Source organism: Lonsdalea populi (assembly GCF_015999465.1).
Classification (GTDB): domain Bacteria; phylum Pseudomonadota; class Gammaproteobacteria; order Enterobacterales; family Enterobacteriaceae; genus Lonsdalea; species Lonsdalea populi.
Genome location: NZ_CP065534.1, coordinates 1,993,429 through 2,016,927 on the forward strand (window position 1 = coordinate 1,993,429; position 23,499 = coordinate 2,016,927).

Here is a 23,499-nt window from a genome sequence, read left to right on the forward strand (position 1 = left end):
ATGTTAACAATTGGAACCGCCCTGCGTCCTGGAGCCACCCGCGTCATGCTGCTGGGATCGGGCGAGCTAGGAAAAGAAGTGGCGATTGAATGCCAACGTTTGGGAATTGAAGTCATCGCGGTGGATCGCTACGCCGATGCGCCGGCCATGCAGGTCGCTCACCGTAGTCACGTCATTAACATGCTGGACGGCGAAGCGCTCGAACGGCTGATTGCTCAGGAAAAACCTGACTACATCGTCCCCGAAATCGAAGCCATCGCCACCGAGACGCTGGTGGCTCTTGAGAAACAGGGGCAGCGCGTCGTCCCATGCGCTCAGGCCACCCGATTAACCATGAATCGGGAAGGCATTCGCCGTCTGGCTGCGGAAACGCTAGGCGTTCCGACCTCTCCCTACCAGTTTGCCGACAACGCTGAAAGTTTTCGCGAAGCCGCGCAGAACATGGGTTTTCCCTGCATTGTAAAACCCGTCATGAGCTCATCAGGGAAAGGCCAGAGCCTGATTCGTGACGCGCAGCAACTGGACTCGGCCTGGCGCTATGCGCAGGAAGGCGGACGGGCCGGAGGCGGAAAAGTGATTGTTGAAGGGCTGGTGAAATTTGATTTCGAAATCACCCTGCTCACCGTCAGCGCCGTCGATGGCCTTCATTTTTGCGCTCCGATTGGACACCGCCAGGAGGATGGAGACTACCGTGAATCCTGGCAGCCGCAGCAGATGAGCGCTGTGGCGCTTGAGCGGGCAAAAGCTATCGCCGGCAAGGTCGTTAAAGCGCTCGGCGGCTACGGCCTATTCGGCGTTGAACTGTTCATCTGTGGCGATGAGGTCATTTTCAGCGAAGTTTCGCCGCGACCGCACGATACCGGAATGGTGACGTTGATCTCGCAGGATCTGTCCGAGTTCGCATTGCACGTTCGCGCTTTCCTCGGCCTGCCGGTTGGCGCCATTCGCCAATACGGCGCTGCCGCTTCTGCCGTGATACTGCCAAGTCTGACCAGCAGCGACGTCCGCTATCAGGGACTGGAGCAAGCTCTGCGGCCACAGACGCAAATCCGCCTGTTCGGCAAGCCGGAAATTAACGGCCAGCGTCGAATGGGCGTCGCGTTGGCGATGGGTGTTACAACAGACGCTGCCGTGCAGCGCGCCAAAGCCGCCGCCGCCGCGGTCCAGGCCAACGGTTGACATATAGCGGCGCAGCCTGCCTGCGCCCTTTTTCTCTGCCTCATTCGATATCTCACACTATCGCCGAGCAATCATGGGTATCACCCCGAGCGTGTCGATTGACATCTGGAGAATAGGCCCAGACAACATTGGACATAGGATGAAAACGGTTGGTACAGGCAAAGCATCAAATCGCGTAAAGCAATATCCATGCGCCACGTCCGGAAGCTTCACGCATTACACGTTTATTCGTCCCATAATTGGGGATGATGCAGCGGTGAATAATACACTGATAGCCGCAGCGCATGCTGGCTTTGAGGAGTACCACAACTGTTGCGGATTTAGTGAGATCAGTTTTCACTAAGTGATGCATCGAAAGCCCAGCCTGCAAGAGCCATAGAGACATCACACGAGGGATTGCAGGGCCAGGTCTTGTAAAACAGCGGCTGGCAGATCCTAATCAATTGATAAAAGGGATTAAAGAGTTTGGGCGCAGTCCAGCGAACGACCAAATTGGGGTCATCGTCAAACAAAAAACCATCTCCGAAGAGATGGTTTAGCGCTGGCGCGATACACGGTCAAAGCGTCATTCACACTATGTCCGCGTTCGATGTGCCAAATCAGGCTTGAGCGCCGTTAATGGCGGTACGAGCCAGTTCTGTGATGCGACCATAATCGCCGCACTCCAGCGCGTCAGCTGGCACCAGCCATGAGCCGCCTACGCACAGCACGCTTTTCAGCGCCAGATAGTCGCGATAGTTGTTCGGCGTAATACCGCCGGTTGGGCAGAAACGGATTTTGCTGAACGGACCTGCGATAGCCTGCAGGGCTTTCACGCCACCGTTAGCCTCAGCCGGGAAGAATTTGAACTCAGTCAATCCGTAATCCATACCCAGCATCAGTTCTGAAACGGTGCTGATACCTGGAATCAGCGGAATATCGCCCGCCGTCGCCGCTTTCAACAGCGGTTCAGTCAAACCTGGGCTGATGGCGAACTGCGCGCCGGCACCGACCACCTGTGCCAGTTGCTGAGGATTGGTTACCGTTCCCGCCCCCACGATCGCGTCCGGCACTTCTTTCGCAATCAGGCGAATCGCTTCTACCGCACATTCGGTGCGCAACGTGAGTTCCAGTACGCGGATGCCGCCGGCGACCAAGGCTTTCGCCATCGGAACCGCATGTTCCAGTTTATTTACGACGATCACCGGAATAACCGGGCTAGCCGTCAAAATCTGTTCCGCACTGGTTTTCCAGTTTTTCATTAAGCGCTTTCTCCAGTCATACCCAATGGACATTGATTAATTTGGCGCGGTCGCCCCATCAGTAGACCGCGCCAGGATTTATTACCGCTTAGCGCCCGACAGCCGCAGGCAGCGGATAATGACTATTCGACTTCATTCCAGGAACGGCCATCACGGGTAATCATCGCCACGGACGCCACCGGGCCCCATGTGCCAGCCTGATAAGGTTTAGGCGCATCGTTGTCCTGATCCCAGGCTTCCATAATGGAATCTACCCATTTCCAGGCTTCTTCCACTTCGTCACGTCGAACGAACAACGCCTGAATACCTCGCATCGTTTCCAGCAGCAAACGCTCGTAAGCGTCCGCCAGATGCTCCTGATTGAACGTTTCGGAGAAGCTGAGATCCAGCTTGGTCGTCTGCAGTCGGTGCTTATGATCCAGACCCGGGATCTTGTTTAAAATCTGAATTTCGATCCCTTCGTCAGGCTGAAGACGAATAATCAGTTTGTTCTGCGGCAGTTGCTGATAAGAATCATGGAATAGATTCAGCGCCGGGTTTTTAAAGTACACCACGACTTCTGAACATTTGCTTGGCAACCGTTTTCCGGTGCGCAGGTAGAATGGCACGCCGGACCAGCGCCAATCGTCGATATCCACGCGAATGGCGACAAACGTCTCAGTATTACTGAATTTATTCGCGCCCTCCTCTTCCAGATAGCCCGGTACTTTCTTGCCCTGAACGAATCCGGAAGTGTATTGGCCGCGGACGGTAGTGTCATGAATGTTGGAGCGGTCAATACGGCGCAGCGATCGCAGTACCTTGACCTTCTCATCACGGATGCGATCCGTCGTTAGATCAGATGGCGGCGACATCGCGATCATGGTCAGGATCTGCAACAGATGGTTCTGGATCATGTCGCGCATCTGTCCGGCCTGATCGAAATATCCCCAGCGGCCTTCGATACCGACTTCTTCAGCGACGGTAATCTGAACGTGATCGATGGTACTGTTATCCCAATTATGGGCAAACAGCGAGTTGGCGAAACGTAACGCCAGCAGGTTCAGTACCGTTTCTTTTCCGAGATAATGGTCAATGCGGTAAACTTGACATTCGTTGAAGTGCTCCGCCACCTGATCATTGATGACCTGCGAAGAAGCCAGATCGGTTCCCAGCGGTTTTTCCATCACAACGCGAGCGGGCTCTTTGTTGAGCCCCGCGTTGCCAAGACCACCGCAGATAGCCCCAAAAGTGCTCGGCGGCATGGCGAAATAGTTAATCGTCACGCGGTTTTTCTGGTCAAGCATATCGCCCAATCGCTTGAACCCCGCGGCATCCTGTACATCCAGATTGCAGAAATCAAGCCGCTCGCTCAGTGTTTTCCACAGCTTCTCGTCCAGCGGCTCTTTAAGAAAGGTATCCAGCGCTTCCCGCACGACTTTGGTATAGGCCTTTTTGTCCCAGTCCGCTCGGCCGACGCCGATGATACGGGTGTCCGGGTGGATGTGACCTGCTTTTTCCAATTGGTATAGTGAAGGCAGCAATTTACGGCGCGCCAAATCCCCTTTTGCACCGAAAATCACCAGGTCACATGCCTGGGCCGTTGACGTTACCGCCATGTTCTATCTCCTCATTGCAGGATTCTGTAATTTTATTACATATGTAATGTACTATTTTTGGCTGGGACCAGTAAACCGTTAGCCTGCGATATACCTACAAACCTAGGTGTAACAACGTGATAGCTGAGTCTTTCCTTCGAAGTACTGATAGCGACACGGATCGTTGAGAAGAAAATAGCTAACCATTTTGACAGTGAGTGACTATTTTGAAAGTTGGACACACGTCATGTTCTGGTGAAAAAATCACAATTACCCCGCGCCGCCCTCTGCCACGCCAGGTTAGCGCATAGTATATTTCCACGAAATTCACATCGATTCACCTCTGGTTGAAATCGACATGACCATTGATGGTATCACTCTATGAAAATGCTGGATAAAATACGGACTCACCTGGATCGGTTGAGTAAGTCAGAAAGAAAGGTGGCTGAAGTCATTCTCGCCTCACCGCAGTCAGCTATCCATTCCAGTATAGCGACACTCGCTAAATTGGCGGACGTCAGCGAACCTACCGTCAACCGATTCTGTCGGCGGTTGGACAGCAAGGGCTTCCCCGATTTCAAACTGCAGCTGGCGCAAAGTCTTGCTAAAGGCACGCCTTATGTGAACCGCAATGTGGAAGAGGATGATACGGTCGAGGCCTACACCGCCAAAATCTTCGAGTCCACCATGGCCGGCCTGGAACATGCCAAATCGTGTCTCGACGTCACCGCCATCAACCGAGCGGTCGACCTACTGACCCAGGCCCGCAAAATTTCCTTCTTTGGCTTCGGGGCTTCGGCGGCCGTTGCGCATGACGCTATGAACAAATTCTTTCGCTTCAATGTCCCCGTGGCCTACTTCGACGATGTCGTCATGCAGCGTATGAGCTGCATGAATTCAGGCGAAGGCGACGTCGTGGTGTTGATTTCGCACACCGGTCGCACCAAAACCATGGTAGACATGGCGCGCATTGCCCGCGAAAATGACGCGACGGTCATCGCTATAACATCAGAAGGTACGCCGCTGGCACGAGAGGCGTCATTAACCCTACGGCTGGAAGTCCCGGAGGATACCGACGTCTACATGCCGATGATATCGCGCATCGCCCAACTCACGCTGATTGATGTACTGGCGACAGGGTTTACGCTACGGCGCGGCGCGAAATTTAGAGATAACTTGAAACGCGTCAAAGAAGCCTTGAAAGAATCGCGTTTTGATAAAGAAGGTCCGTTCATCACCCCGTATAATTGATTTTCACTCAGGCCGGTGCTGCTGCTTTTCACCGGTACGGTTCAACCGCCACGGCATCCCCCTTTGTGCGGATCGCCCTCTCCCCCAGAGAGAAGCGTCAGCCGTGTTTTAGATACTATCGCCCCATTCCAGCTTCACCAGTCAACGGAGTCATCCATGTCCAGACGGTTAAGAAGAACGAAGATTGTTACCACTCTGGGACCGGCAACCGACCGCGACAATAATCTGGAAAAGATTATTGCCGCTGGTGCGAATGTCGTCCGCATGAACTTCTCTCACGGCACCTCAGAAGATCACCAACTACGTGCCGATAATGTGCGTAAAATTGCGGCAAGATTAGGCCGCCACGTCGCTATTCTTGGCGATCTCCAGGGGCCGAAAATTCGCGTGTCCACCTTCAAGGAAGGCAAGATATTCCTCAACGTCGGCGACAAATTCCTGCTCGATGCCAATCTGGGTCGCGGGGAAGGCAATAAAGAAGGCGTCGGCATCGACTACAAGGGTTTGCCCGATGATGTTGTCCCCGGCGACATCCTGCTGCTGGATGATGGTCGCGTTCGGCTCAAAGTGCTTAACGTCGATGATTTGAAAGTCTATACCGAAGTGACCGTCGGGGGCCCGCTGTCGAATAACAAAGGCATCAACAAACTGGGTGGCGGACTCTCAGCGGCTGCGCTGACCGACAAAGACAAAGCGGATATCGTAACCGCCGCCAAAATCGGCGTGGACTATCTGGCCATATCTTTCCCTCGTACCGGCGCCGATCTTAATTACGCACGCCAATTAGCCTTAGAGGCGGGCTGTGAAGCCAAGATCGTATCCAAAGTCGAACGCGCGGAAGCCGTCGCGACGGACGAAGCGATGGACGACATCATCCTGGCTTCCGACGTCGTCATGGTCGCCCGAGGCGATCTGGGCGTAGAAATCGGCGACCCTGAGCTGGTCGGCATTCAGAAAAAGTTGATCCGGCGCGCCCGCAAGCTTAACCGTGCCGTCATCACCGCGACGCAGATGATGGAGTCCATGATCACCAATCCGATGCCGACACGCGCGGAAGTCATGGACGTCGCCAACGCCGTGCTGGACGGCACCGACGCCGTCATGCTGTCAGCAGAGACCGCCGCGGGCCAATACCCGGCGGAAACCGTAGCTGCGATGGCCAACGTGTGCCTGGGCGCCGAAAAAATCCCGAGCATCAACGTATCCACGCACCGTCTTGACGCCGAATTCGATAACGTCGAAGAGTCGGTGGCGATGTCAGCCATGTACGCAGCCAACCATCTGAAAGGCGTGACCGCCATCGTCGCGATGACCGAGTCCGGTCGTACCGCACTGATGATGTCTCGCATCAGTTCAGGTTTGCCTATTTTCGCGATGTCGCGCCATGAAGGTACGCTGAACCTGACCGCGCTCTATCGCGGCGTCACCCCCGTTCAATTCACTCGTTATTCTGACGGCGTAAAAGCCGCGAACGATGCCGTCATTCTGCTGCGCGACAAGGGCTTCCTGATGTCCGGAGACCTGGTGATCGTCACTCAGGGCGATGTTATGGGCACCGTAGGCACCACGAATACGGTCAGGATCTTGCGAGTCGAATAAGCGAATAATGCCGAGTCATCGTCTTCCGCGAGGGAATTGATGGATGAAAAAGAAAGAAGCCGGATATTCCGGCTTCTTTATCGGAGGATAAAAGGTAAAGAGTGTCCGAAATAGGCAATGTATTTCAAAGGGACGATAATCGCTACGTGAATTCAATCATCCACGTTGGATATTCTCACTCCATCACAACCCATTTCTATTTTCTGACACTTTTTATGGTTTATTTTTAGGCGGATATAATTCCTGCGGTTTCTCTTTCGCCGAATTCACATTATTGGCGTGATGCTTTGCGGCTGAATTTTTTGTTTTCACCTTTTCTTGCATGTCATTATTTTTCTTTTGTACCGCTTTCTGACGGCTTTCAGCGCGAGAATTGGCCGCTTCACGTTCTACCTCCAGTTTTTTAGCGGTATGGTCAGCCGATGCCGCGCGGCTTTGGCTCGTCACCACAGATGCTATAGGGTTACCGTGAACAGACTCATCCGCTGCGTTCGCCGCCGAACAACCCAGTACTGATGTAGCCAGTAAGACACCTAAAAATATCGGTTTGAAATGCATAATGAATATCCTTCTACCGCACGATTTAGTTAATATGATCAGTTTTATAAAACGCGACAGACATTTTCCTTCACTTGATTTACAGGCCCAACGCTGAAGTCACCGTTATGGCGCCCTTGAATAAAGTAATAACAAAGGACAAAGGAGATTAATACGAGGAATTGTCCGAGATAATAAAATGTCGGGCATCAATAAAATGCTAATTATGTCTGACGTTAAAATGGGGTAAGGTTTAATGATTAATTGTTTCCAAACTCATCGATGCCGTTATTTCTGGCACCGGTGAAATATGATAACGCGACGCGTTAATATCGTAAGAAGCCCGCGCTATATTACAAGTCTTTGCGCAGATAAGGCTCAGTTTCACCCGGCTTGCGGGTCTTCAACAATTTCAGGATCCAAGTGTACTGTTCCGGATTGGGGCGCACTAAAAACTCCAATTCTTCATTCATCCGACGCGCAATGCCTGCATCATCCGCTTCTGCGATATCGCTCATCGGCGGACGAATATAGATATTCAGCAGCGAAGTTCGTGCATTGTAGACCGGGAATAGCGGGACAATCTCGCTACGGCAGACTTTCATCAAACGACCGACGGCGGGCAGCGTGGCCTTGTAGGTGGCAAAGAAATCCACGAATTCGCTGTGCTTGGCCCCGTGATCCTGGTCCGGCAAATAGTAACCCCAATAGCCTTCCCGCACCGAACCGATAAAGGGTTTGATACCGTCGTTACGCGTGTGCAATCGGCCGCCAAAACGGCGTCTCAGCCGGTTCCACAGATAGTCAACCAGCTCATTTGTCTGGTTGTGGATCATCGCCGCCATTTTCTGGCCGCGCCAGCTCATCAGCATAGCCGGCAAATCGACCGCCCAGCCATGAGGCACCATAAAGATCACGTTGCGATCTTGGCCTCTCAACGTATCGATAATGTCCTCACCGTGCCACCGCACTCGCTCATAAACGCGTCGGGCCGGGAGAATCGCCAGCTCAACCATCAGCACAATGGACTGAATAGACGTCGCGAACATATCGTCGATGATCTTCTCTCGCTGGGGTTCGTTCATCTCTGGCATACACAGCTGCAGGTTGATGTGGGCACGGCGGCGCGCACCTTTAGAAACGCGTCCCACCATTCGGCCTAACGCGCCCAGCACCGGATCGCGCAGCTTAGCCGGGAGACAGGCGACAAGCGCCAGCGCGCCCGCGCCCAGCCAGATCCCCCAATAACGTGGGAGAAAAAAAGCGGATTGAAACTGGGGAATAAATTCAGATCGATTTTTCTTCACATAATCCATGCGTTTACTCTTGTGTACCCAATATAGACCGCGTTAATGCAGTCTGGATAGTGCCTATGCCTTAAGCCAGATCGCCGTCCTGAGAGGCTGTGCTCCACAAAAAAACAGCCGGTGGCGATGAGGCGACCGGCTGTTGCAAGACGTTAGGAGAATCAGTCCAGTTGCAACTGCGGCAGCATCTCACGCACCTGAGCCAGATAGTCACGACGTTCTTTGCCGTCCAACCCTTCAGAGCGCGGCAGCTTCGCCGTCAGCGGGTTGACCGCCTGCTGGTTGATCCAGACTTCATAGTGCAAATGTGGTCCCGTTGAGCGGCCGGTGTTGCCCGACAGCGCGATACGGTCACCGCGTTTAATTTTCTGACCCGGTTTAACCAAAAGTCGGCTCAGATGCATATAGCGCGTGGTGTACTGGCGACCATGCCGTAAGGCGATATAGTTGCCTGCCGCTCCGTCGCGCTTCGCGACCACCACTTCCCCGTCCCCGATAGCCAAGACGGGCGTTCCCACCGGCAGCGCAAAATCGACGCCGCGATGCGGTGCCACTCGCCCAGTGACCGGGTTGAGCCGACGAGGGTTAAAGTTGGAAGAGATTTTAAACTGTTTCATGGTGGGGAAACGCATAAAGCCGCGCGACAACCCCGAGCCTTCGCGATCGTAGAACTTCCCGTCTTCGGAACGGAATGCGTAATAATCTTTACCGCCGCTGCGCAAACGAACGGCCAGCAGCTCGCTTTGTTCGTTGTGCCCATCCAGGACTTCGCGGGACATCAACACCGAGAAACGATCGTCAAGGCGCAATTTACGGAAGTCCAACTGCCACTGCAGCGCTTTGATGACTTCGCGCACTTCCCCATTGGTCAGCCCGGCATTCAACGCGCTGTTGACAAAACTGCCGGTAAGCCGCCCGGTCAGCACCTTGTTGTGCCAATCGCCCTGCATATTTTCGATCGCTTCCTTGAAGACATCGCCTTTGCGGGTGTAAGTGCGAACCTCACGACGGGAAACCTGCCAACGTAGACTTCGCAAATCGCCATCTTGTCCTAGCTCCCAGGATATCTGCTGACCGATCTTCAGATTACGCAATGCGGAATTCTTCTCCGCCAAAGCGGCAATATCAGACATATCGATGCCGTACTGGGTCAGAATACTGCTGAGGGTATCACCGGTGGATACGACGTATTCATGCGCGGCATTGCCGTCCGAAACGTTGTCGTCCAGTTCATCCTTCGGGATATCGTCCGAGGGCGTCGGCTGCTCTAGCATCATATTGTCGTCGCTATCAGCGGAGTTCGCGTTAGCGGAAGAAGGCGCATCCAGCGGTTCACTGGCGGGGGGGGTTAACGTTTTAGGCTGATTTTTTTCGTTATCAGCATCTTTGATAATCACAGGCGCATCATTGACCGGGGGGTAAACCATTGGCCGCCAGACGGCGACGGCCAGAGTGACTATGGTCAGCGACCCCAACATCACGCGATGAGGTCTCGGGAGAGTGTTATACGCCTGAGCGATAGTTCGGACTATCTGCTGCACTTATTCGTATCCTCATGATTTTTTCTCCAGGCAGCTCAAATACTGGTTAGACAGTAGCAGCAGGAAACGCGCATAGCCGTCTTTATCCAGAGCGATGTTGCTTCCCAACGGGTCCAGGACGCCCATGCGTACCTGCGTTCCCTTGGCGACAGCACTGATGACCGCTGGCCTGAATTGTGGCTCAGCAAAAACGCATTCCGCTTTGTGCTCAACCAACTGTGTTCGTATTTGATGTAAACGCTGTGCTCCAGGCGAGATGGCCGGATTGATGGTGAAGTAACCAAGAGGGCTTAATCCGTAGTGTTGTTCAAAGTACCCATAGGCATCATGAAACACGAAATAGCCCTTGTTCCGCACAGGCGACAGCATATTAACAATATTTTTATCCGTTTGCGCAAGTTTCTCAGTGAAAAGAGTCAGATTCGCGTCTAATTTGTCCTTATTCTGCGGCATTAGTTCCAATAATTTGTCATGAATGGCGATGGCGGACGCTTGCGCCATTTCCGGCGACAGCCAGATGTGCATATTAAACTCACCGTGATGGTGGCCGTCGTGTTCGGCATGCGCCTCTGCAGCGTGGGAATGTTCGTCATGATCCGCATGGTCGCTGTGGCGATGCGACTCTTCGATCATTGCCGCTGCAATCGCTGGCTGTGCGGAAAGCGTGATCTGACGGTTCGCAGGAATTTGACTCAGCGGCTTTTGCAAGAAGGTTTCCAACTCCGGCCCCACCCAGATAACCAACTCAGAGGACTGTAAACGCTGGACATCAGAAGGACGCAGGGCATAATCGTGGGGCGACGCGCCGTCCGGCAGCAGCACTCCCGTCGGCGTCACTCCGTCAGCAATAGCGGCGGCGATGAAAGCCAGCGGGCGAATGGACGTCACAACGTCCGCACAAGTGACCGGCGAAGCCCCTACCGCCACGAGCAATGTGCCGGCGGTTAGCGCTTTTTTGATCCAGGGGGGTAAGTTACGGCGTGTCATGGCAGGTCATCCATCGAATTCAGAAAAATTTTTGTTATATTATAACGTCACAAGGTATCTGCAAGCAGAATTCTATGTCTACACTGGTTTCTCTCGATAACATTTCCGTCCAGTTCGGCAGTCGGCACGTACTCTCCGACATCTCGCTGACGCTGCAATCCGGACGTATTCTCACGCTTTTGGGCCCAAACGGCGCTGGAAAATCGACGTTGGTCAGAGTCGTACTCGGTCTACAGGACATTGCTGGCGGCACGTTGACGCGAACGCCCGGTTTGCGCATTGGCTACGTACCTCAGAAGCTGCACCTCGACGCCACCCTGCCCCTCACGGTCAGCCGCTTTATGCAGCTCAGTCCTGGCGTCAAAAAACGGGATATTCTGCCCGCATTGAAACGCGTCAATGCCGGACATCTGCCGGACCAACCGATGCAGAAACTCTCCGGCGGCGAAACCCAGCGTGTGCTGCTGGCCCGCGCGATCCTGACCCGTCCCCAGTTGCTGGTGCTGGATGAACCGACGCAGGGCGTCGACGTCAACGGCCAGTCAGCGCTGTACGACCTGATCAATCAGCTACGCCAGGAGTATGGCTGCGGGGTCTTGATGGTTTCCCATGACTTGCATCTGGTGATGGCGAAAACGGATGAGGTCTTGTGTCTCAATCAGCATGTTTGCTGCTCCGGCGCCCCGGAAGTCGTCTCGCTGCACCCCGGATTTTTGGCGATGTTTGGCCAGCACGGCGCGGAACAACTGGCCGTTTACCGGCATCACCACAATCATCGACATGATTTAAATGGAAAAGTGATTTTGAAAAGGCAGGATGACGCATGATCGAATTGCTGTTTCCCGGCTGGCTGGCGGGAATATTGCTGGCCGTGGCGGCCGGTCCGTTGGGTTCCTTTGTCGTATGGCGCAGAATGTCTTACTTTGGCGATACGCTCGCTCATGCTTCTCTGCTGGGGGTCGCTTTTGGTTTACTGCTGGATGTGAATCCCTTTTACGCCGTGATTGCCGTCACGCTGGCGCTGGCGCTGGGATTGGTCTGGCTGGAACGTCGCCCCTATCTCGCCATCGATACGCTGCTGGGTATTATGGCGCACAGCGCGCTCTCATTAGGTCTGGTTGTGGTGAGCCTGATGAGCAACGTCCGGGTTGACCTCATGGCCTACCTATTCGGCGACCTGCTCTCCGTGACAACAGATGATTTGTGGCTGATTGGCGGCGGTGTCGTCGTGGTCGTTTCTCTTCTGTGTTGGCAGTGGCGTTCACTGCTTTCCATGACCATCAGTCCCGAGCTGGCGCACGTTGACGGCGTGTCGGTGCAGCGTAGCAAGCTCCTGCTAATGCTGGTGACCGCCATGACGATCGGTCTGGCGATGAAGTTTGTCGGCGCGCTGATTATCACCTCGTTGTTGATCATCCCAGCGGCGGCCGCGCGGCGCTTTGCCCGTACGCCCGAGCAGATGGCGGGATTCGCCATCGTCATCGGGATGATTGCCGTCACAGGCGGGCTAGCGCTCTCCGCCGACGCCAATACGCCAGCCGGCCCCTCCGTCGTGCTCTGCGCCTCTCTGCTGTTTATGCTGAGCCTGATGAAGAAGCAATCCGCCTAGTTTGACCGCTGGTCTGCGTGGTCATCGTGCAGACCAGCCGATTCCCTTCCCGTTGGCTTTATCGCATCCTAAAACCTAAAAGAAGAAGGCCGCACTGTAGACGGCCTTCGGCAAAATAAATCGGATAGAAACGTCTGCGTTACTCTTCCCGCGTCAAACCAAAGTGACGATAAGCATGCTGAGTGGCGATACGTCCGCGCGGCGTGCGTTGCAAAAAGCCCTGCTGAATCAAGAACGGCTCCAGCACATCTTCGATGGTTTCACGCTCTTCGCCAATGGCGGCGGCCAGGTTATCCAGCCCGACCGGGCCGCCCATGAACTTATCGATCACCGCCAACAGCAGCTTGCGGTCCATGTAATCGAAGCCTTCTGAGTCGACCGCCAGCATATCTAATGCCTGGATCGCGATCTCGCCGTCAATGACGCCATTCGACTTCACTTCGGAAAAGTCCCTCACGCGACGCAGCAGACGGTTGGCGATACGAGGCGTTCCGCGGGCACGGCGGGCCACCTCGAGCGCGCCTTCCTCTGTCATCTCCAGTCCCAGACATAGGGCGCTGCGGCTGACGATATACTGCAAGTCCGGAACCTGATAGAACTCCAGGCGCTGAACGATGCCGAAGCGATCGCGCAGCGGCGAGGTCAAAGAGCCCGCCCGGGTCGTAGCACCCACCAGCGTGAACGGCGGCAGATCCAGCTTGATCGAACGCGCTGCGGGGCCTTCGCCGATCATGATATCCAGCTGATAGTCTTCCATCGCAGGATAAAGCACTTCCTCCACCACAGGCGACAGGCGATGAATTTCATCGATAAAAAGAACGTCGTGGGGTTCAAGGTTGGTCAGCAGCGCGGCCAGATCGCCCGCTTTTTCAAGCACAGGCCCGGAAGTGGTACGCAGGTTCACCCCCATTTCGTTAGCCACTATATTGGCCAGCGTGGTTTTCCCTAACCCCGGAGGACCGAAGATCAACAGATGATCCAGCGCGTCGCCTCGCTGTCTTGCCGCCTGAATGAAGATTTCCATCTGCTCGCGCACCTTAGGCTGGCCGACATATTCCGCCAACAGCTTGGGACGAATAGCGCGATCCAGCACTTCTTCTTCGGATACAACCTCGGGGGAAATTAAACGATCGGCTTCAATCATAGCTACCTCAAAGAACGGCGCGCAGCGCGTCCCGGATCAGAGTTTCGCAATCAGCACCCGGTTTGGCGACCTTACTGATCATCCGACCAGCTTCCTGCGGTTTATAACCCAGCGCGACCAGCGCAGACTCCGCTTCGGCCTCGATATCCGCAGATGATGCGGCAGCGTCCGTTACCGGCGGTAGCGTCAGATCGCTGGCGGAATTGAATAAGTCGCCATTTAGCCCCTTAAAGCGGTCCTTCATCTCTACCACCAGACGCTCGGCCGTTTTTTTGCCTACGCCGGGCAATTTTACCAGGGCGCCGATCTCCTGGCGCTCGACCGCGCTGACAAACTGCTGCGCCGACATACCGGAGAGGATCGCCAGCGCCAGTTTAGGGCCAACGCCATTCACTTTGATCAGTTCTCGGAACAGGGAACGTTCCTGCTTGTTGTTGAACCCGAACAGCAGCTGCGCGTCTTCTCGTACAACAAAATGGGTAAAGATGATGGTTTCCTGTCCAGCGCCGGGCAACTCATAGAAACAGGTCATCGGCATATGCACTTCATACCCCACGCCATTGGCTTCTATCAATACCTGCGGGGGTTGTTTTTCCAGAACGATGCCTCTGAGACGACCTATCACGTGACGTTTCCTTTTGAATATACGCTTAACGATGGGGTATAGCTTATACCATAAAAAAGGCTGGACGAATATCCAGCCTGGTCTCTAGCGCAGCCGCCCTCGCGCCAGCGTCAGCCTCTCTTTCCCCATGCGGGTGAGGTTCTGGCTGAAGTGGCAATGCGTGATGGCGATGGCCAGCGCATCGGCGGCGTCCGCCTGGGGATTGGCGGGCAGCTTCAGCAGGGAGCGCACCATATGCTGCACCTGGCTCTTCTCCGCAGCGCCGGTGCCGACCACGGTTTGCTTCACCTGACGCGCCGCATACTCGAAAACCGGCAGCGAATGATTGACGGCCGCAACAATGGCCGCGCCCCGCGCCTGTCCCAGCTTTAGCGCCGAGTCTGCGTTTCGCGCCATGAAAACCTGTTCGATAGCGAAACAGTCCGGCTGAAACTGGGTGATGATTTCACTCACGCCCGCATAAATCAGCTTGAGCCGTCCGGGGATATCATCCACCACGGTGCGAATACAGCCGCTACCGAGGTAGCTGATCTGCCGCCCCTGCTGGCGGACGATGCCATAACCGGTGATTCGCGAACCAGGGTCTATGCCCAGAATGATCGTCAACGCCCGTCTCCCCGCCGGTTTATCGCCGGCAACGCCATTACAGCAGCGCCGCCACCTCGTCGGAGATCTCACCGTTGTGGTAAACCTCCTGCACGTCGTCACAGTCTTCCAGCATGTCGATCAAACGCATCAGTTTCGGTGCGGTTTCTGCATCCATGTCGGCCTTGGTAGAAGGGATCATGGACACTTCTGCGGCTTCAGCCACCAGACCGGCGGCATCCAGCGCATCTTTCACTTCACCGAAGGTTTCCCACGGCGTGTAAACGTCGATAGCGCCGTCGTCATAGGTCACGACATCGTCCGCGCCGGCTTCCAGCGCCGCATCCATCACCGTGTCTTCATCCAGACCCGGCGCATAGGAAATAACGCCTTTTTTCGTGAACAGATAGGCGACGGAGCCGTCGGTTCCCAGGTTGCCGCCGCTTTTGGTAAAGGCGTGACGCACTTCGGAAACCGTGCGGTTGCGGTTGTCGCTCAGGCATTCCACCATCACCGCCGTGCCGCCGGGACCGTAACCTTCATAAATGATGGTTTCCATGTTGTCGGCATCATCGCCGCCCACGCCGCGGGCAATCGCACGGTTCAGGGTATCGCGCGTCATGTTGTTGGACAGCGCTTTATCGACCGCTGCACGCAAACGCGGGTTGGAAGCCACTTCACCGCCGCCCAGCCGGGCTGCCGTCACCAGCTCACGGATAATTTTGGTGAAAATTTTGCCGCGTTTGGAATCCTGCGCCGCTTTACGATGTTTCGTGTTGGCCCACTTACTATGACCTGCCATAAAAATCTCCGAAAAAAGCCTGTTCAGGCCGGATAAATAACAAATTCTTCAATCGCCTGCCGGTTACTCCATGACTTCGTCAGACGCGCCGCGCTGGGCGCATCCAGCCATTGATACGCAAGGTGTTCGCTGATCCGCACCTCACGTTCCGTAGGTAACGCCAGACAGAACCACGATTCCTTATTGTGCGTGACCCCCGGGGCATAGCGATGTCTTAAATGAGCAAAAAGCTCAAACTCAACACAGCGATGACAGTCGACCAGCGATAGCGATTCCGCTGCGATATCGATATCCACCTCTTCCTTTACTTCACGCTGTGCGGCATACCGCGCGGTTTCCCCTTCTTCCAGGCTGCCGGTAACCGACTGCCAGAAATCAGGATCGTCGCGCCGTTGCAACATGAGCACCCGCCCGGTGTCACGGGCATAGATAACCACCAGAACCGAAACGGGTCGCTTATAGGTCATATCATGGATTCTCTGACCGTTGATCCTGTGCCGCTTTGCCTTTGCCCACAACGGCGATGGAGAGTTCATCCAACGCCGCCGGGTTGGCGAAGTTAGGTGCTTCGGTCATCAGACAGGCTGCCGCCGTGGTTTTCGGGAACGCGATAACATCACGAATGTTGTCCGTCCCGGTCAACAACATCACCAGACGGTCGAGACCAAACGCCAGACCGGCATGCGGCGGCGTGCCGAACTTAAGGGCATCCAGCAGGAAGCCGAATTTTTCACGCTGCTCATGTTCGGTGATGCCCAGAATGCGGAATACCGCCTGTTGCATGTTGCCATTGTGGATACGCACGGAACCGCCGCCCACTTCATAGCCATTCAACACCATATCGTAGGCGTTGGCGATAGCCGAGGTCGGCGCGGCTTCCAGCGCCTCCGGCGTCATGTTGCTCGGCGCAGTAAACGGATGGTGCATCGCCGTCAAACCGCCTTCGCCATCGTCTTCGAACATCGGGAAGTCGATGACCCACAGAGGGCGCCAGCTGCCTTCTTCCGTCAGTTTCAGGTCGCGACCCAGCTTCAGTCGCAGCGCGCCCAGCGCGTCAGAGACCACGTTAGCCTTATCTGCGCCGAAGAAGATGATGTCGCCGTCTGCCGCTCCGGTGCGTTCCAGCAACGTCGTGATAATCGCTTCATTCAGGAACTTCGCGACCGGACTCTGGATACCTTCCAGGCCTTTCGCACGCTCGTTGACCTTGAGGTAGGCAAGACCTTTCGCGCCGTAAATCTCCACAAACTTCGCGTATTCATCGATCTGTTTACGGCTCAGCTGTGAACCACCCGGCACGCGCAACGCGGCAACGCGGCCAGCGGCATCGTTGGCAGGACCGGAGAACACCTTGAACTCGACGTCTTTCAGCAGATCGGCGACGTCCACCAGCTCCATCGGGTTACGCAGGTCCGGCTTGTCGGAACCGTAGCGGCGCATCGCTTCCGCAAAGGTCATGATCGGGAACTCGCCGAGATCGACGTCGAGAATATCCAGCCACAGCTCACGCACCAGTCTTTCCATCAGCTCGCGCACCTGCGGCGCGGTGAGAAACGACGTTTCCACATCGATCTGGGTGAACTCCGGCTGACGGTCTGCACGCAGATCTTCGTCACGGAAACATTTTACGATCTGATAGTAGCGGTCGAAACCCGACATCATCAGCAGCTGTTTAAACAGTTGAGGGGACTGCGGCAACGCGTAGAACTTGCCTTTATGTACCCGGCTTGGCACCAGATAGTCGCGTGCGCCTTCCGGCGTGGCTTTGGTCAGCATCGGCGTTTCAATATCCAGAAAACCGTGGCTGTCCATGTAACGGCGCACGAAGCTAGTGATACGTGCACGGGTTTTAAGACGCTGCGCCATTTCAGGACGGCGCAGATCGAGGTAGCGGTACTTTAGGCGAGCTTCTTCGCTGTTGATCTGATTACCGTCCAGCGGCAGCGGCTCAGCGCGGTTGATGATGGTCAGAGCAGTCGCGATAACTTCCACTTCACCGGTCGCCATGTCCTTGTTCACCTGATTGTCCGGGCGCGCGCGCACCTGACCGGTCAGTTGAATACAAAATTCGTTGCGTAGTTCGGAAGCCAGGGTAAATGCGTCCTGTCGATCGGGATCGAAAAAGACCTGAACCAGACCTTCGCGGTCACGCATATCAATAAAAATCAAGCCACCCAGATCGCGGCGACGGTTAACCCAGCCGCACAATGTCACTTCCTGGCCCACGTGGGACGAGTTTAACCGTCCGCAATATTCAGTACGCATCACGATGTCCTTTATACTCAAGCCGTTGCCGCGCCCAGCCAATCCGTTTAACGGCTGACGAAACGACGGCATGACTTGCGGGTATACTGTCCGATGAAAAAAGGGGGGCATTATAAAGGAATTTCCCCCTTTCGATAAGAGTCCCGACTGGCCGTGTCGGCTTTCTTCGCCGCTCTGCCCTTTGTTTGATAAAAAAGTTAACATCATTATCATCTGGTAACCGTTTTTGCTGGTTTGTTTACCAGCCTCCGCCTAACCTGAAGCCAAGATTGAAGACACGAGTCACCAAATAACAGGGCCCTCACTATGCTGACATTGATCCCTTCCACCACCGCGTTGGTACTGATCGACCTTCAGGAAGGTATTCTTCCTTTCGCCGGCGGCCCTTACGCCGCCGAAGACGTGGTCCATCGGGCGGATAAACTGGCGACAAGCTGCCGCCAGAGCGGCGTGACGATCATCCTCGTGCGCGTCGGCTGGTCCGCCGACTTTGGCGACGCGCCCCGGCAGACGGTCGATCAACCCAATGCAGGAGAAGCCCTGCCGGACAACTGGCTCACATTTGCGTCGGGGTTCCATGTCGGCGACAGTGATATCCGCATCATCAAGCATCAGTGGGGCGCGTTTTACGGCACGGATCTTGACCTGCAACTACGCCGCCGGGGCATCGACACCCTGATTCTGGGCGGCATTTCGACCAACATCGGCGTGGAATCCACCGCACGCAATGCCTGGGAGCATGGCTATAACCTCGTCATAGCCGAAGACCTGTGCAGCGCTGGCAGCACGGAGCAGCATCAAAGCAGTATGACGCATATTTTCCCGCGTATCGCGCGAGTCCGGAACAGCGCCGAGATCGAGCAGGCGTTAACCACAGACGCAGAATAGAAGGCATAACGCAAACCTATGTATATCGGATTACCGCAATGGCAGCATGCGGCCTGGGGAAAACTGGGGTTACGCGATTTGGCGGACTACGCCAGACATTTTAATTGCGTGGAAGGCAATACCACGTTTTATGCGTTGCCGTCCGCGGAAGTGGTTTTGCGCTGGCGGGACATGACGCACGATGATTTTCGTTTCTGCTTTAAATTCCCATCGACCATCAGTCATCAGGCGGCGCTGCGGGAGTGTCAGCCGGAAATGACGCAGTTCTTTCGCTGTATGGCGCCGCTGGCGGCCCGAATGGGACAGCTATGGCTGCAGTTGCCCGCCGCATTCGGCCCCAGCCAACTGCCGGATCTATGGCAGTTTCTGGATACGCTGCCGTCAGGCTATAACTATGGCGTCGAAGTTCGTCACCCTCAGTTTTTTGCCAAAGGCGAAGATGAGCGTCGGCTAAATCAGGGACTTCATCAGCGCGGCGTCAACAGAGTCATTATGGACAGCAGGCCGGTTCATAGCGCGATAGCCAAGAGTGAGGCAATGCGTGAAGCCCAACGCAAAAAACCACGTGTTCCCGTGCATGCCGTGGTGACCGCCTCACAGCCTTTCGTGCGATTTATCGGCAACGAGAGCCAAGAAGAGAACCTGCGCTGGTTTGAACCGTGGATCGCGAAACTGGCTCACTGGCAGACCGAAAAAACACCCTACCTGTTTATTCACACGCCGGATATCGGTTTTGCGCCGGAGCTGGCACGCTTACTTTGGCCCAACCTTAGCGCCGTCCTGCCGGATATGCCGCCGCGTCCGCATTGGCCGGAGCAGTCCACGCTGTTTTAATCCTTTCAGACAAGGCATTCGTTAGTTCTTTTTCTTATACTCGATCCATTCTGGTGGAAAATTTCAGATAAAAAACCGCGCCGTTTCAGGCGACAGTCGGGCAACAGAGAGGCTATTATTCTGCCAGCCGCTTTGGACAGGCAATGGAGTAGAAAATGGTAAGCACGCTATACGTGGTGCTCGGTGCATTGTTGTTAATCAAGCTTTCCTTTGACGTCGTAAAACTGAGGATGCAGTACCGTGTCGCCTATGGCGACGGCGGTTTCTATGAGCTGCAAACCGCGATTCGGGTTCACGGCAACGCGGTCGAATATATTCCTATTGGCGCCATCATGCTGGTGTTGATGGAAATGAACGGCGCGTTAATCGGCATGCTCCATCTCTGCGGCATTCTGTTAATCCTTGGTCGTCTGTTTCATTACTATGGTCTACGGCAGCGCGAATTCCGCTGGCGTCGCTATGGCATGATGTCGACCTACCTTTCTCTCACACTGATGGTGCTGGCGAATCTGTATTACCTGCCCTGGGAACTGATCTTGACCCTGCGCTAACCTTTTACTGACGGTAAGTCGGCTCACCCCGTGCTTACCGTATTGTCCTGACGCGCTCTTTTTGCTTCGCGTTTCTGATAGAATGCGCCCCAATTTCTTGTTCACATGTGTTTTTCCGCTATGACCAACCGCGATATGCTTTTTTCCACTCCCATCGCCAATCTGGGAGACTGGACGTTTGACGAACGCGTGGCCGAGGTCTTTCCCGACATGATCCAGCGCTCGGTGCCCGGCTACTCCAATATTATTTCCATGATCGGAATGCTGGCCGAGCGCTTTGTTCAGCCAAACTCGCATATTTACGATCTGGGCTGCTCCCTGGGCGCGGCAACGCTTTCCATGCGTCGCCACATCCCTGTGCCGGGCTGCCGCATTATCGCCGTAGACAACTCCACGGCGATGGTTGAACGCTGCCGCCGCCATATCGACGCCTTCCGCGCCGACACGCCCGTCGACGTGCGCGAGGCCGACGTACTCGATACGCCGATAGAAAATGCATCGCTGGTCGTGCTCAACTTCACCTTACAGTTTGTGGCACCAGAACGGCGACAAACGCTGCTGACGCGGATTTATGAAGGGCTGCGGCCTGGCGGAGCGCTGGTCTTGTCGGAAAAATTCAGCTTCGACGATAACACGGTCGGCGACCTGCTCTTCAACATGCATCATGATTTCAAACGTGCTAACGGCTATAGCGAGCTGGAAGTCAGTCAGAAACGCAGCATGTTGGAAAATGTCATGCTGACGGATAGCGTCGCCACGCACAAAGCGCGTCTGGCACAGGCCGGTTTCCAACACAGCGACGTCTGGTTCCAATGCTTCAACTTCGGCTCCCTGTTAGCTATCAAAGGGGAGGCCGCACAGTGATCGACTTTGGACGCTTTTATCAGCAGATTGCCATCGGGCCGCTCAGCCACTGGCTCAACACATTGCCGGCGCAAATAACCCAGTGGCAGCAAGAGTCGCTGCATGGCCGTTTTAAGCAGTGGTTCAACACGCTGGAACACTTGCCCGAACTGACTCCGACCTCGCTTGACCTGCAGAACGGCGTGTCGGCGACGATGATGCCCGATATCACCGACGGCCAGCGCGCCGGCATTGAGCAATTGCTGCGAAATCTGATGCCGTGGCGCAAAGGCCCCTATTCACTCTACGGCGTCTCTATCGACACCGAATGGCGCTCGGATTGGAAGTGGGATCGCGTGCTACCCCATATCTCTTCCTTGCAGGATCGTCACATCCTTGATGTCGGCTGCGGCAGTGGTTACCATCTGTGGCGCATGGTGGGCGCAGGCGCTCGCTTAGCCGTTGGCATCGATCCTATGCAGCTGTTTTTATGCCAGTTTGAAGCCGTTCGCCGCCTGCTGGGCGACGACCGTCGCGCCCACGTCTTACCTTTGGGAATTGAGCAACTGCCTGCGCTGGCCGCGTTTGATACCGTCTTTTCCATGGGGGTGCTTTACCACCGGCGCTCTCCGTTGGACCATCTGTGGCAGTTGAAAGATCAGTTGGTCAGCGGCGGCGAGCTGGTATTGGAAACGTTGGTTATCGAAGGGGATGAAAACAGCGTGCTGGTTCCGGGCGAACGCTACGGCCAGATGCGCAATGTCTATTTCCTACCTTCACCCGCAGCGCTAACCCAGTGGCTTGAAAAATGCGGCTTTGTGGACGTCCGGGTCGTCGACCTTTGCGTTACCACCACGCAGGAGCAGCGCCGCACAGACTGGATGGTCAGCGAGTCGCTGGCGGACTTCCTCGACTCGACAGACAGCACCAAAACGGTGGAGGGCTACCCTGCCCCGCTCCGCACGGTCATCGTCGCCAAAAAACCCTGACATGTTGTCGAACGAAGCCCCGGTCACGCGCCGGGGCGTATGCCTATGCCTGGGCCAAATAGAAAAGTCAGTCCGTATTACAAAGACACATTTAAAGAACAACTCGCAAAAAACAGAAAGGATGTTTTGATAACCAGCTAAATACTATCGACCCGCATTATCACAGCAGGCTGCACGCAATACAGCCTGGGCGCGCTGTTAGGACTGGCGCAGTGGAAGGAAGATGCGGCGATGCTGATAGCGCACGGTGATTATCTGCGTCAGACCTACGTCAATTCCCCTTGACGGTATCCCGAAATGACCCTCTGCAATGGGCAAAGGATTAGCCGATTTCTCGCACATTACTGATAGTGACACGCTAACGTTGATCTCTTGGATTTATAAATCCATGTTCCCTTACGCGAAACGGCCCGTTAACTCACGTCAAACCATAGATCAAAACATCAGAATTGTGGCTGCCGGCGGCGATCTCTTTACCATCGATTTTGCAACATTCCCAGGCGAACCTTTAAAAGAACTGAGTAATTCGCCTGAGCACCAGCAATATGAAACACAGCCTTTTAATCGCGAAGAAGCCATCACCGAAGTGCGTAATAGAAAGTTTAACCCCGTATTTTCATGATGAGGAAGCACGCATGGAATTACCAACCGTAGAAGATGAGGTTACCGTTGAGCGCGAAATTACCCGCACGGTGATCCCGGATTTATATTTCCCTGCGAAACACAGTGGAAAGGAAAATCGGGAATTATCGTTTATTGTGCGGGTAAAGGCGGCGTTAAAAAATCAGCGCCTTTGCCACAGCAAGATCAACGGCTATTTCCTGACAGCATAATGGAAAAACTTCCCCCTTCGCTGAAGGAATTGCCAGGACCCACCGTCGTTTCGGGGAGGCATACCGTCATTAATATGCCCAACACGCTGGAAGTCAGCCCTTCCGTTCTTAGCGCGGCGTCATTCTCAATGGAGCTGGTTAAATATCTGACGCCATCCGCCGATATCCACGCCGTCTTGCTGATACAGGTAATGACCTTTTCATGGAAAACGCGGGAAATGATATTGGTGCCGGCGCGCCGAACAAAGGCAGAAAGAGGGTTATGAACCTTATGTGCTGCCGACCAAAATGGCCGACATCGTTAAACAGGCG

The 23,499-nt window shown here is 54.9% G+C and carries 25 protein-coding genes; 13 read left to right on the plus strand and 12 right to left on the minus strand.

Annotated features, from left to right (window positions below; all coding sequences use genetic code 11):
* Nucleotides 1-1,179 (plus strand): formate-dependent phosphoribosylglycinamide formyltransferase, encoded by a 1,179-nt coding sequence (gene purT / locus I6N93_RS08720; protein WP_085686548.1) that lies wholly within the window; start codon nt 1-3, stop codon nt 1,177-1,179.
* Between the two features lie 599 nt (nt 1,180-1,778).
* Here the strand turns inward: purT and I6N93_RS08725 are convergent.
* The gene (locus tag I6N93_RS08725; RefSeq protein ID WP_085686399.1) at nt 1,779-2,420 is read right to left on the minus strand and encodes a bifunctional 4-hydroxy-2-oxoglutarate aldolase/2-dehydro-3-deoxy-phosphogluconate aldolase; all 642 of its coding nucleotides are present in this window, start codon (nt 2,418-2,420) and stop codon (nt 1,779-1,781) included.
* A 122-nt stretch (nt 2,421-2,542) separates the two neighbouring features.
* A complete protein-coding gene (zwf, locus tag I6N93_RS08730) occupies nt 2,543-4,018 on the minus strand; it encodes a glucose-6-phosphate dehydrogenase (protein ID WP_085686401.1) in 1,476 nt (491 codons plus the stop codon).
* A 360-nt stretch (nt 4,019-4,378) separates the two neighbouring features.
* On the opposite strand from zwf, the gene I6N93_RS08735 reads away from it, so the two are divergent.
* Both I6N93_RS08735 and pyk read left to right on the plus strand, forming a co-directional pair.
* Nucleotides 4,379-5,248 carry a MurR/RpiR family transcriptional regulator gene (locus tag I6N93_RS08735; protein WP_085686403.1) on the plus strand — a complete coding sequence of 290 codons (870 nt, stop codon included), beginning with the start codon at nt 4,379-4,381 and terminating at the stop codon, nt 5,246-5,248.
* A 156-nt stretch (nt 5,249-5,404) separates the two neighbouring features.
* Complete coding sequence (gene pyk, locus I6N93_RS08740) at nt 5,405-6,847, plus strand: pyruvate kinase (RefSeq protein ID WP_085686405.1); 1,443 nt, start codon at nt 5,405-5,407, stop codon at nt 6,845-6,847.
* A gap of 213 nt (nt 6,848-7,060) precedes the next feature.
* Here the strand turns inward: pyk and I6N93_RS08745 are convergent, their stop codons facing one another.
* The 4 genes from I6N93_RS08745 to znuA form a co-directional block, all read right to left on the minus strand.
* Nucleotides 7,061-7,405 carry a hypothetical protein gene (locus I6N93_RS08745; RefSeq protein ID WP_085686407.1) on the minus strand — a complete coding sequence of 115 codons (345 nt, stop codon included), beginning with the start codon at nt 7,403-7,405 and terminating at the stop codon, nt 7,061-7,063.
* A 332-nt stretch (nt 7,406-7,737) separates the two neighbouring features.
* Nucleotides 7,738-8,700 carry a lauroyl-Kdo(2)-lipid IV(A) myristoyltransferase gene (gene lpxM, locus I6N93_RS08750; RefSeq protein ID WP_085686409.1) on the minus strand — a complete coding sequence of 321 codons (963 nt, stop codon included), beginning with the start codon at nt 8,698-8,700 and terminating at the stop codon, nt 7,738-7,740.
* Nucleotides 8,701-8,852: 152 nt separating this feature from the next.
* Nucleotides 8,853-10,232, minus strand: coding sequence for a murein DD-endopeptidase MepM (mepM, locus tag I6N93_RS08755; protein ID WP_085686410.1), 1,380 nt, complete (start codon nt 10,230-10,232; stop codon nt 8,853-8,855).
* Nucleotides 10,233-10,244: 12 nt separating this feature from the next.
* The gene (znuA, locus tag I6N93_RS08760) at nt 10,245-11,219 is read right to left on the minus strand and encodes a zinc ABC transporter substrate-binding protein ZnuA (protein WP_085686412.1); all 975 of its coding nucleotides are present in this window, start codon (nt 11,217-11,219) and stop codon (nt 10,245-10,247) included.
* 74 nt (nt 11,220-11,293) lie between these two features.
* Here znuA and znuC point away from each other — a divergent pair, with 74 nt between their 5' ends.
* Both znuC and znuB read left to right on the plus strand, forming a co-directional pair.
* Complete coding sequence (gene znuC / locus I6N93_RS08765; protein ID WP_085686414.1) at nt 11,294-12,046, plus strand: zinc ABC transporter ATP-binding protein ZnuC; 753 nt, start codon at nt 11,294-11,296, stop codon at nt 12,044-12,046.
* Entirely contained in the window at nt 12,043-12,828 is a 786-nt protein-coding gene (gene znuB / locus I6N93_RS08770; RefSeq protein ID WP_085686415.1) for a zinc ABC transporter permease subunit ZnuB, read from the plus strand. Before znuC ends, znuB begins: the two co-directional genes overlap by 4 nt.
* Nucleotides 12,829-12,967: 139 nt before the next feature.
* On the opposite strand, the gene ruvB is transcribed toward znuB, so the two are convergent.
* The 6 genes from ruvB to aspS form a co-directional block, all read right to left on the minus strand.
* Nucleotides 12,968-13,972 carry a Holliday junction branch migration DNA helicase RuvB gene (ruvB, locus tag I6N93_RS08775; RefSeq protein WP_085686417.1) on the minus strand — a complete coding sequence of 335 codons (1,005 nt, stop codon included), beginning with the start codon at nt 13,970-13,972 and terminating at the stop codon, nt 12,968-12,970.
* Nucleotides 13,973-13,979: 7 nt separating this feature from the next.
* A complete protein-coding gene (gene ruvA, locus I6N93_RS08780) occupies nt 13,980-14,597 on the minus strand; it encodes a Holliday junction branch migration protein RuvA (protein ID WP_085686419.1) in 618 nt (205 codons plus the stop codon).
* An 84-nt stretch (nt 14,598-14,681) separates the two neighbouring features.
* The gene (ruvC, locus tag I6N93_RS08785; RefSeq protein ID WP_085686421.1) at nt 14,682-15,203 is read right to left on the minus strand and encodes a crossover junction endodeoxyribonuclease RuvC; all 522 of its coding nucleotides are present in this window, start codon (nt 15,201-15,203) and stop codon (nt 14,682-14,684) included.
* A gap of 37 nt (nt 15,204-15,240) precedes the next feature.
* Nucleotides 15,241-15,984 carry a YebC/PmpR family DNA-binding transcriptional regulator gene (locus tag I6N93_RS08790; RefSeq protein WP_026741394.1) on the minus strand — a complete coding sequence of 248 codons (744 nt, stop codon included), beginning with the start codon at nt 15,982-15,984 and terminating at the stop codon, nt 15,241-15,243.
* A gap of 23 nt (nt 15,985-16,007) precedes the next feature.
* Entirely contained in the window at nt 16,008-16,460 is a 453-nt protein-coding gene (gene nudB / locus I6N93_RS08795; RefSeq protein ID WP_123225447.1) for a dihydroneopterin triphosphate diphosphatase, read from the minus strand.
* Nucleotides 16,453-18,249, minus strand: a complete 1,797-nt coding sequence (gene aspS / locus I6N93_RS08800) for an aspartate--tRNA ligase (protein WP_085686425.1) — start codon at nt 18,247-18,249, stop codon at nt 16,453-16,455. The genes nudB and aspS overlap by 8 nt, the downstream gene beginning before the upstream one ends.
* 306 nt (nt 18,250-18,555) lie before the next feature.
* Here aspS and I6N93_RS08805 point away from each other — a divergent pair, with 306 nt between their 5' ends.
* From I6N93_RS08805 to I6N93_RS08840, 8 genes are all read left to right on the plus strand, one after another.
* A complete protein-coding gene (locus I6N93_RS08805; RefSeq protein WP_085686426.1) occupies nt 18,556-19,137 on the plus strand; it encodes a hydrolase in 582 nt (193 codons plus the stop codon).
* A gap of 18 nt (nt 19,138-19,155) precedes the next feature.
* Entirely contained in the window at nt 19,156-19,971 is an 816-nt protein-coding gene (locus I6N93_RS08810) for a DUF72 domain-containing protein (RefSeq protein WP_085686427.1), read from the plus strand.
* 155 nt (nt 19,972-20,126) lie between these two features.
* Entirely contained in the window at nt 20,127-20,522 is a 396-nt protein-coding gene (locus I6N93_RS08815; RefSeq protein ID WP_085686428.1) for an MAPEG family protein, read from the plus strand.
* A 120-nt stretch (nt 20,523-20,642) separates the two neighbouring features.
* The gene (gene cmoA / locus I6N93_RS08820; protein WP_085686430.1) at nt 20,643-21,386 is read left to right on the plus strand and encodes a carboxy-S-adenosyl-L-methionine synthase CmoA; all 744 of its coding nucleotides are present in this window, start codon (nt 20,643-20,645) and stop codon (nt 21,384-21,386) included.
* Entirely contained in the window at nt 21,383-22,354 is a 972-nt protein-coding gene (gene cmoB / locus I6N93_RS08825; protein ID WP_085686432.1) for a tRNA 5-methoxyuridine(34)/uridine 5-oxyacetic acid(34) synthase CmoB, read from the plus strand. The genes cmoA and cmoB overlap by 4 nt, the downstream gene beginning before the upstream one ends.
* Nucleotides 22,355-22,664: 310 nt before the next feature.
* Nucleotides 22,665-22,976, plus strand: a complete 312-nt coding sequence (locus tag I6N93_RS08830) for a hypothetical protein (protein WP_085686434.1) — start codon at nt 22,665-22,667, stop codon at nt 22,974-22,976.
* Nucleotides 22,977-22,989: 13 nt separating this feature from the next.
* A complete protein-coding gene (locus I6N93_RS08835; protein ID WP_085686436.1) occupies nt 22,990-23,187 on the plus strand; it encodes a hypothetical protein in 198 nt (65 codons plus the stop codon).
* The gene (locus I6N93_RS08840) at nt 23,187-23,453 is read left to right on the plus strand and encodes a hypothetical protein (protein ID WP_085686438.1); all 267 of its coding nucleotides are present in this window, start codon (nt 23,187-23,189) and stop codon (nt 23,451-23,453) included. Before I6N93_RS08835 ends, I6N93_RS08840 begins: the two co-directional genes overlap by 1 nt.
* Nucleotides 23,454-23,499: the final 46 nt, after the last annotated feature.

Excerpts from the sequence above, each read along its gene's own strand:
- purT (WP_085686548.1), top strand. The coding sequence starts at position 1 with ATGTTAACAATTGGAACCGCCCTGCGTCCTGGAGCCACCCGCGTCATG.
- I6N93_RS08725 (WP_085686399.1), bottom strand. The coding sequence starts at position 2,420 with ATGAAAAACTGGAAAACCAGTGCGGAACAGATTTTGACGGCTAGCCCG.
- zwf (WP_085686401.1), bottom strand. The coding sequence starts at position 4,018 with ATGGCGGTAACGTCAACGGCCCAGGCATGTGACCTGGTGATTTTCGGT.
- I6N93_RS08735 (WP_085686403.1), top strand. The coding sequence starts at position 4,379 with ATGAAAATGCTGGATAAAATACGGACTCACCTGGATCGGTTGAGTAAG.
- pyk (WP_085686405.1), top strand. The coding sequence starts at position 5,405 with ATGTCCAGACGGTTAAGAAGAACGAAGATTGTTACCACTCTGGGACCG.
- I6N93_RS08745 (WP_085686407.1), bottom strand. The coding sequence starts at position 7,405 with ATGCATTTCAAACCGATATTTTTAGGTGTCTTACTGGCTACATCAGTA.
- lpxM (WP_085686409.1), bottom strand. The coding sequence starts at position 8,700 with ATGGATTATGTGAAGAAAAATCGATCTGAATTTATTCCCCAGTTTCAA.
- znuA (WP_085686412.1), bottom strand. The coding sequence starts at position 11,219 with ATGACACGCCGTAACTTACCCCCCTGGATCAAAAAAGCGCTAACCGCC.
- znuC (WP_085686414.1), top strand. The coding sequence starts at position 11,294 with ATGTCTACACTGGTTTCTCTCGATAACATTTCCGTCCAGTTCGGCAGT.
- znuB (WP_085686415.1), top strand. The coding sequence starts at position 12,043 with ATGATCGAATTGCTGTTTCCCGGCTGGCTGGCGGGAATATTGCTGGCC.
- ruvB (WP_085686417.1), bottom strand. The coding sequence starts at position 13,972 with ATGATTGAAGCCGATCGTTTAATTTCCCCCGAGGTTGTATCCGAAGAA.
- I6N93_RS08790 (WP_026741394.1), bottom strand. The coding sequence starts at position 15,984 with ATGGCAGGTCATAGTAAGTGGGCCAACACGAAACATCGTAAAGCGGCG.
- aspS (WP_085686425.1), bottom strand. The coding sequence starts at position 18,249 with ATGCGTACTGAATATTGCGGACGGTTAAACTCGTCCCACGTGGGCCAG.
- I6N93_RS08805 (WP_085686426.1), top strand. The coding sequence starts at position 18,556 with ATGCTGACATTGATCCCTTCCACCACCGCGTTGGTACTGATCGACCTT.
- I6N93_RS08810 (WP_085686427.1), top strand. The coding sequence starts at position 19,156 with ATGTATATCGGATTACCGCAATGGCAGCATGCGGCCTGGGGAAAACTG.
- I6N93_RS08815 (WP_085686428.1), top strand. The coding sequence starts at position 20,127 with ATGGTAAGCACGCTATACGTGGTGCTCGGTGCATTGTTGTTAATCAAG.
- cmoA (WP_085686430.1), top strand. The coding sequence starts at position 20,643 with ATGACCAACCGCGATATGCTTTTTTCCACTCCCATCGCCAATCTGGGA.
- I6N93_RS08830 (WP_085686434.1), top strand. The coding sequence starts at position 22,665 with ATGGGCAAAGGATTAGCCGATTTCTCGCACATTACTGATAGTGACACG.
- I6N93_RS08835 (WP_085686436.1), top strand. The coding sequence starts at position 22,990 with ATGGAATTACCAACCGTAGAAGATGAGGTTACCGTTGAGCGCGAAATT.
- I6N93_RS08840 (WP_085686438.1), top strand. The coding sequence starts at position 23,187 with ATGGAAAAACTTCCCCCTTCGCTGAAGGAATTGCCAGGACCCACCGTC.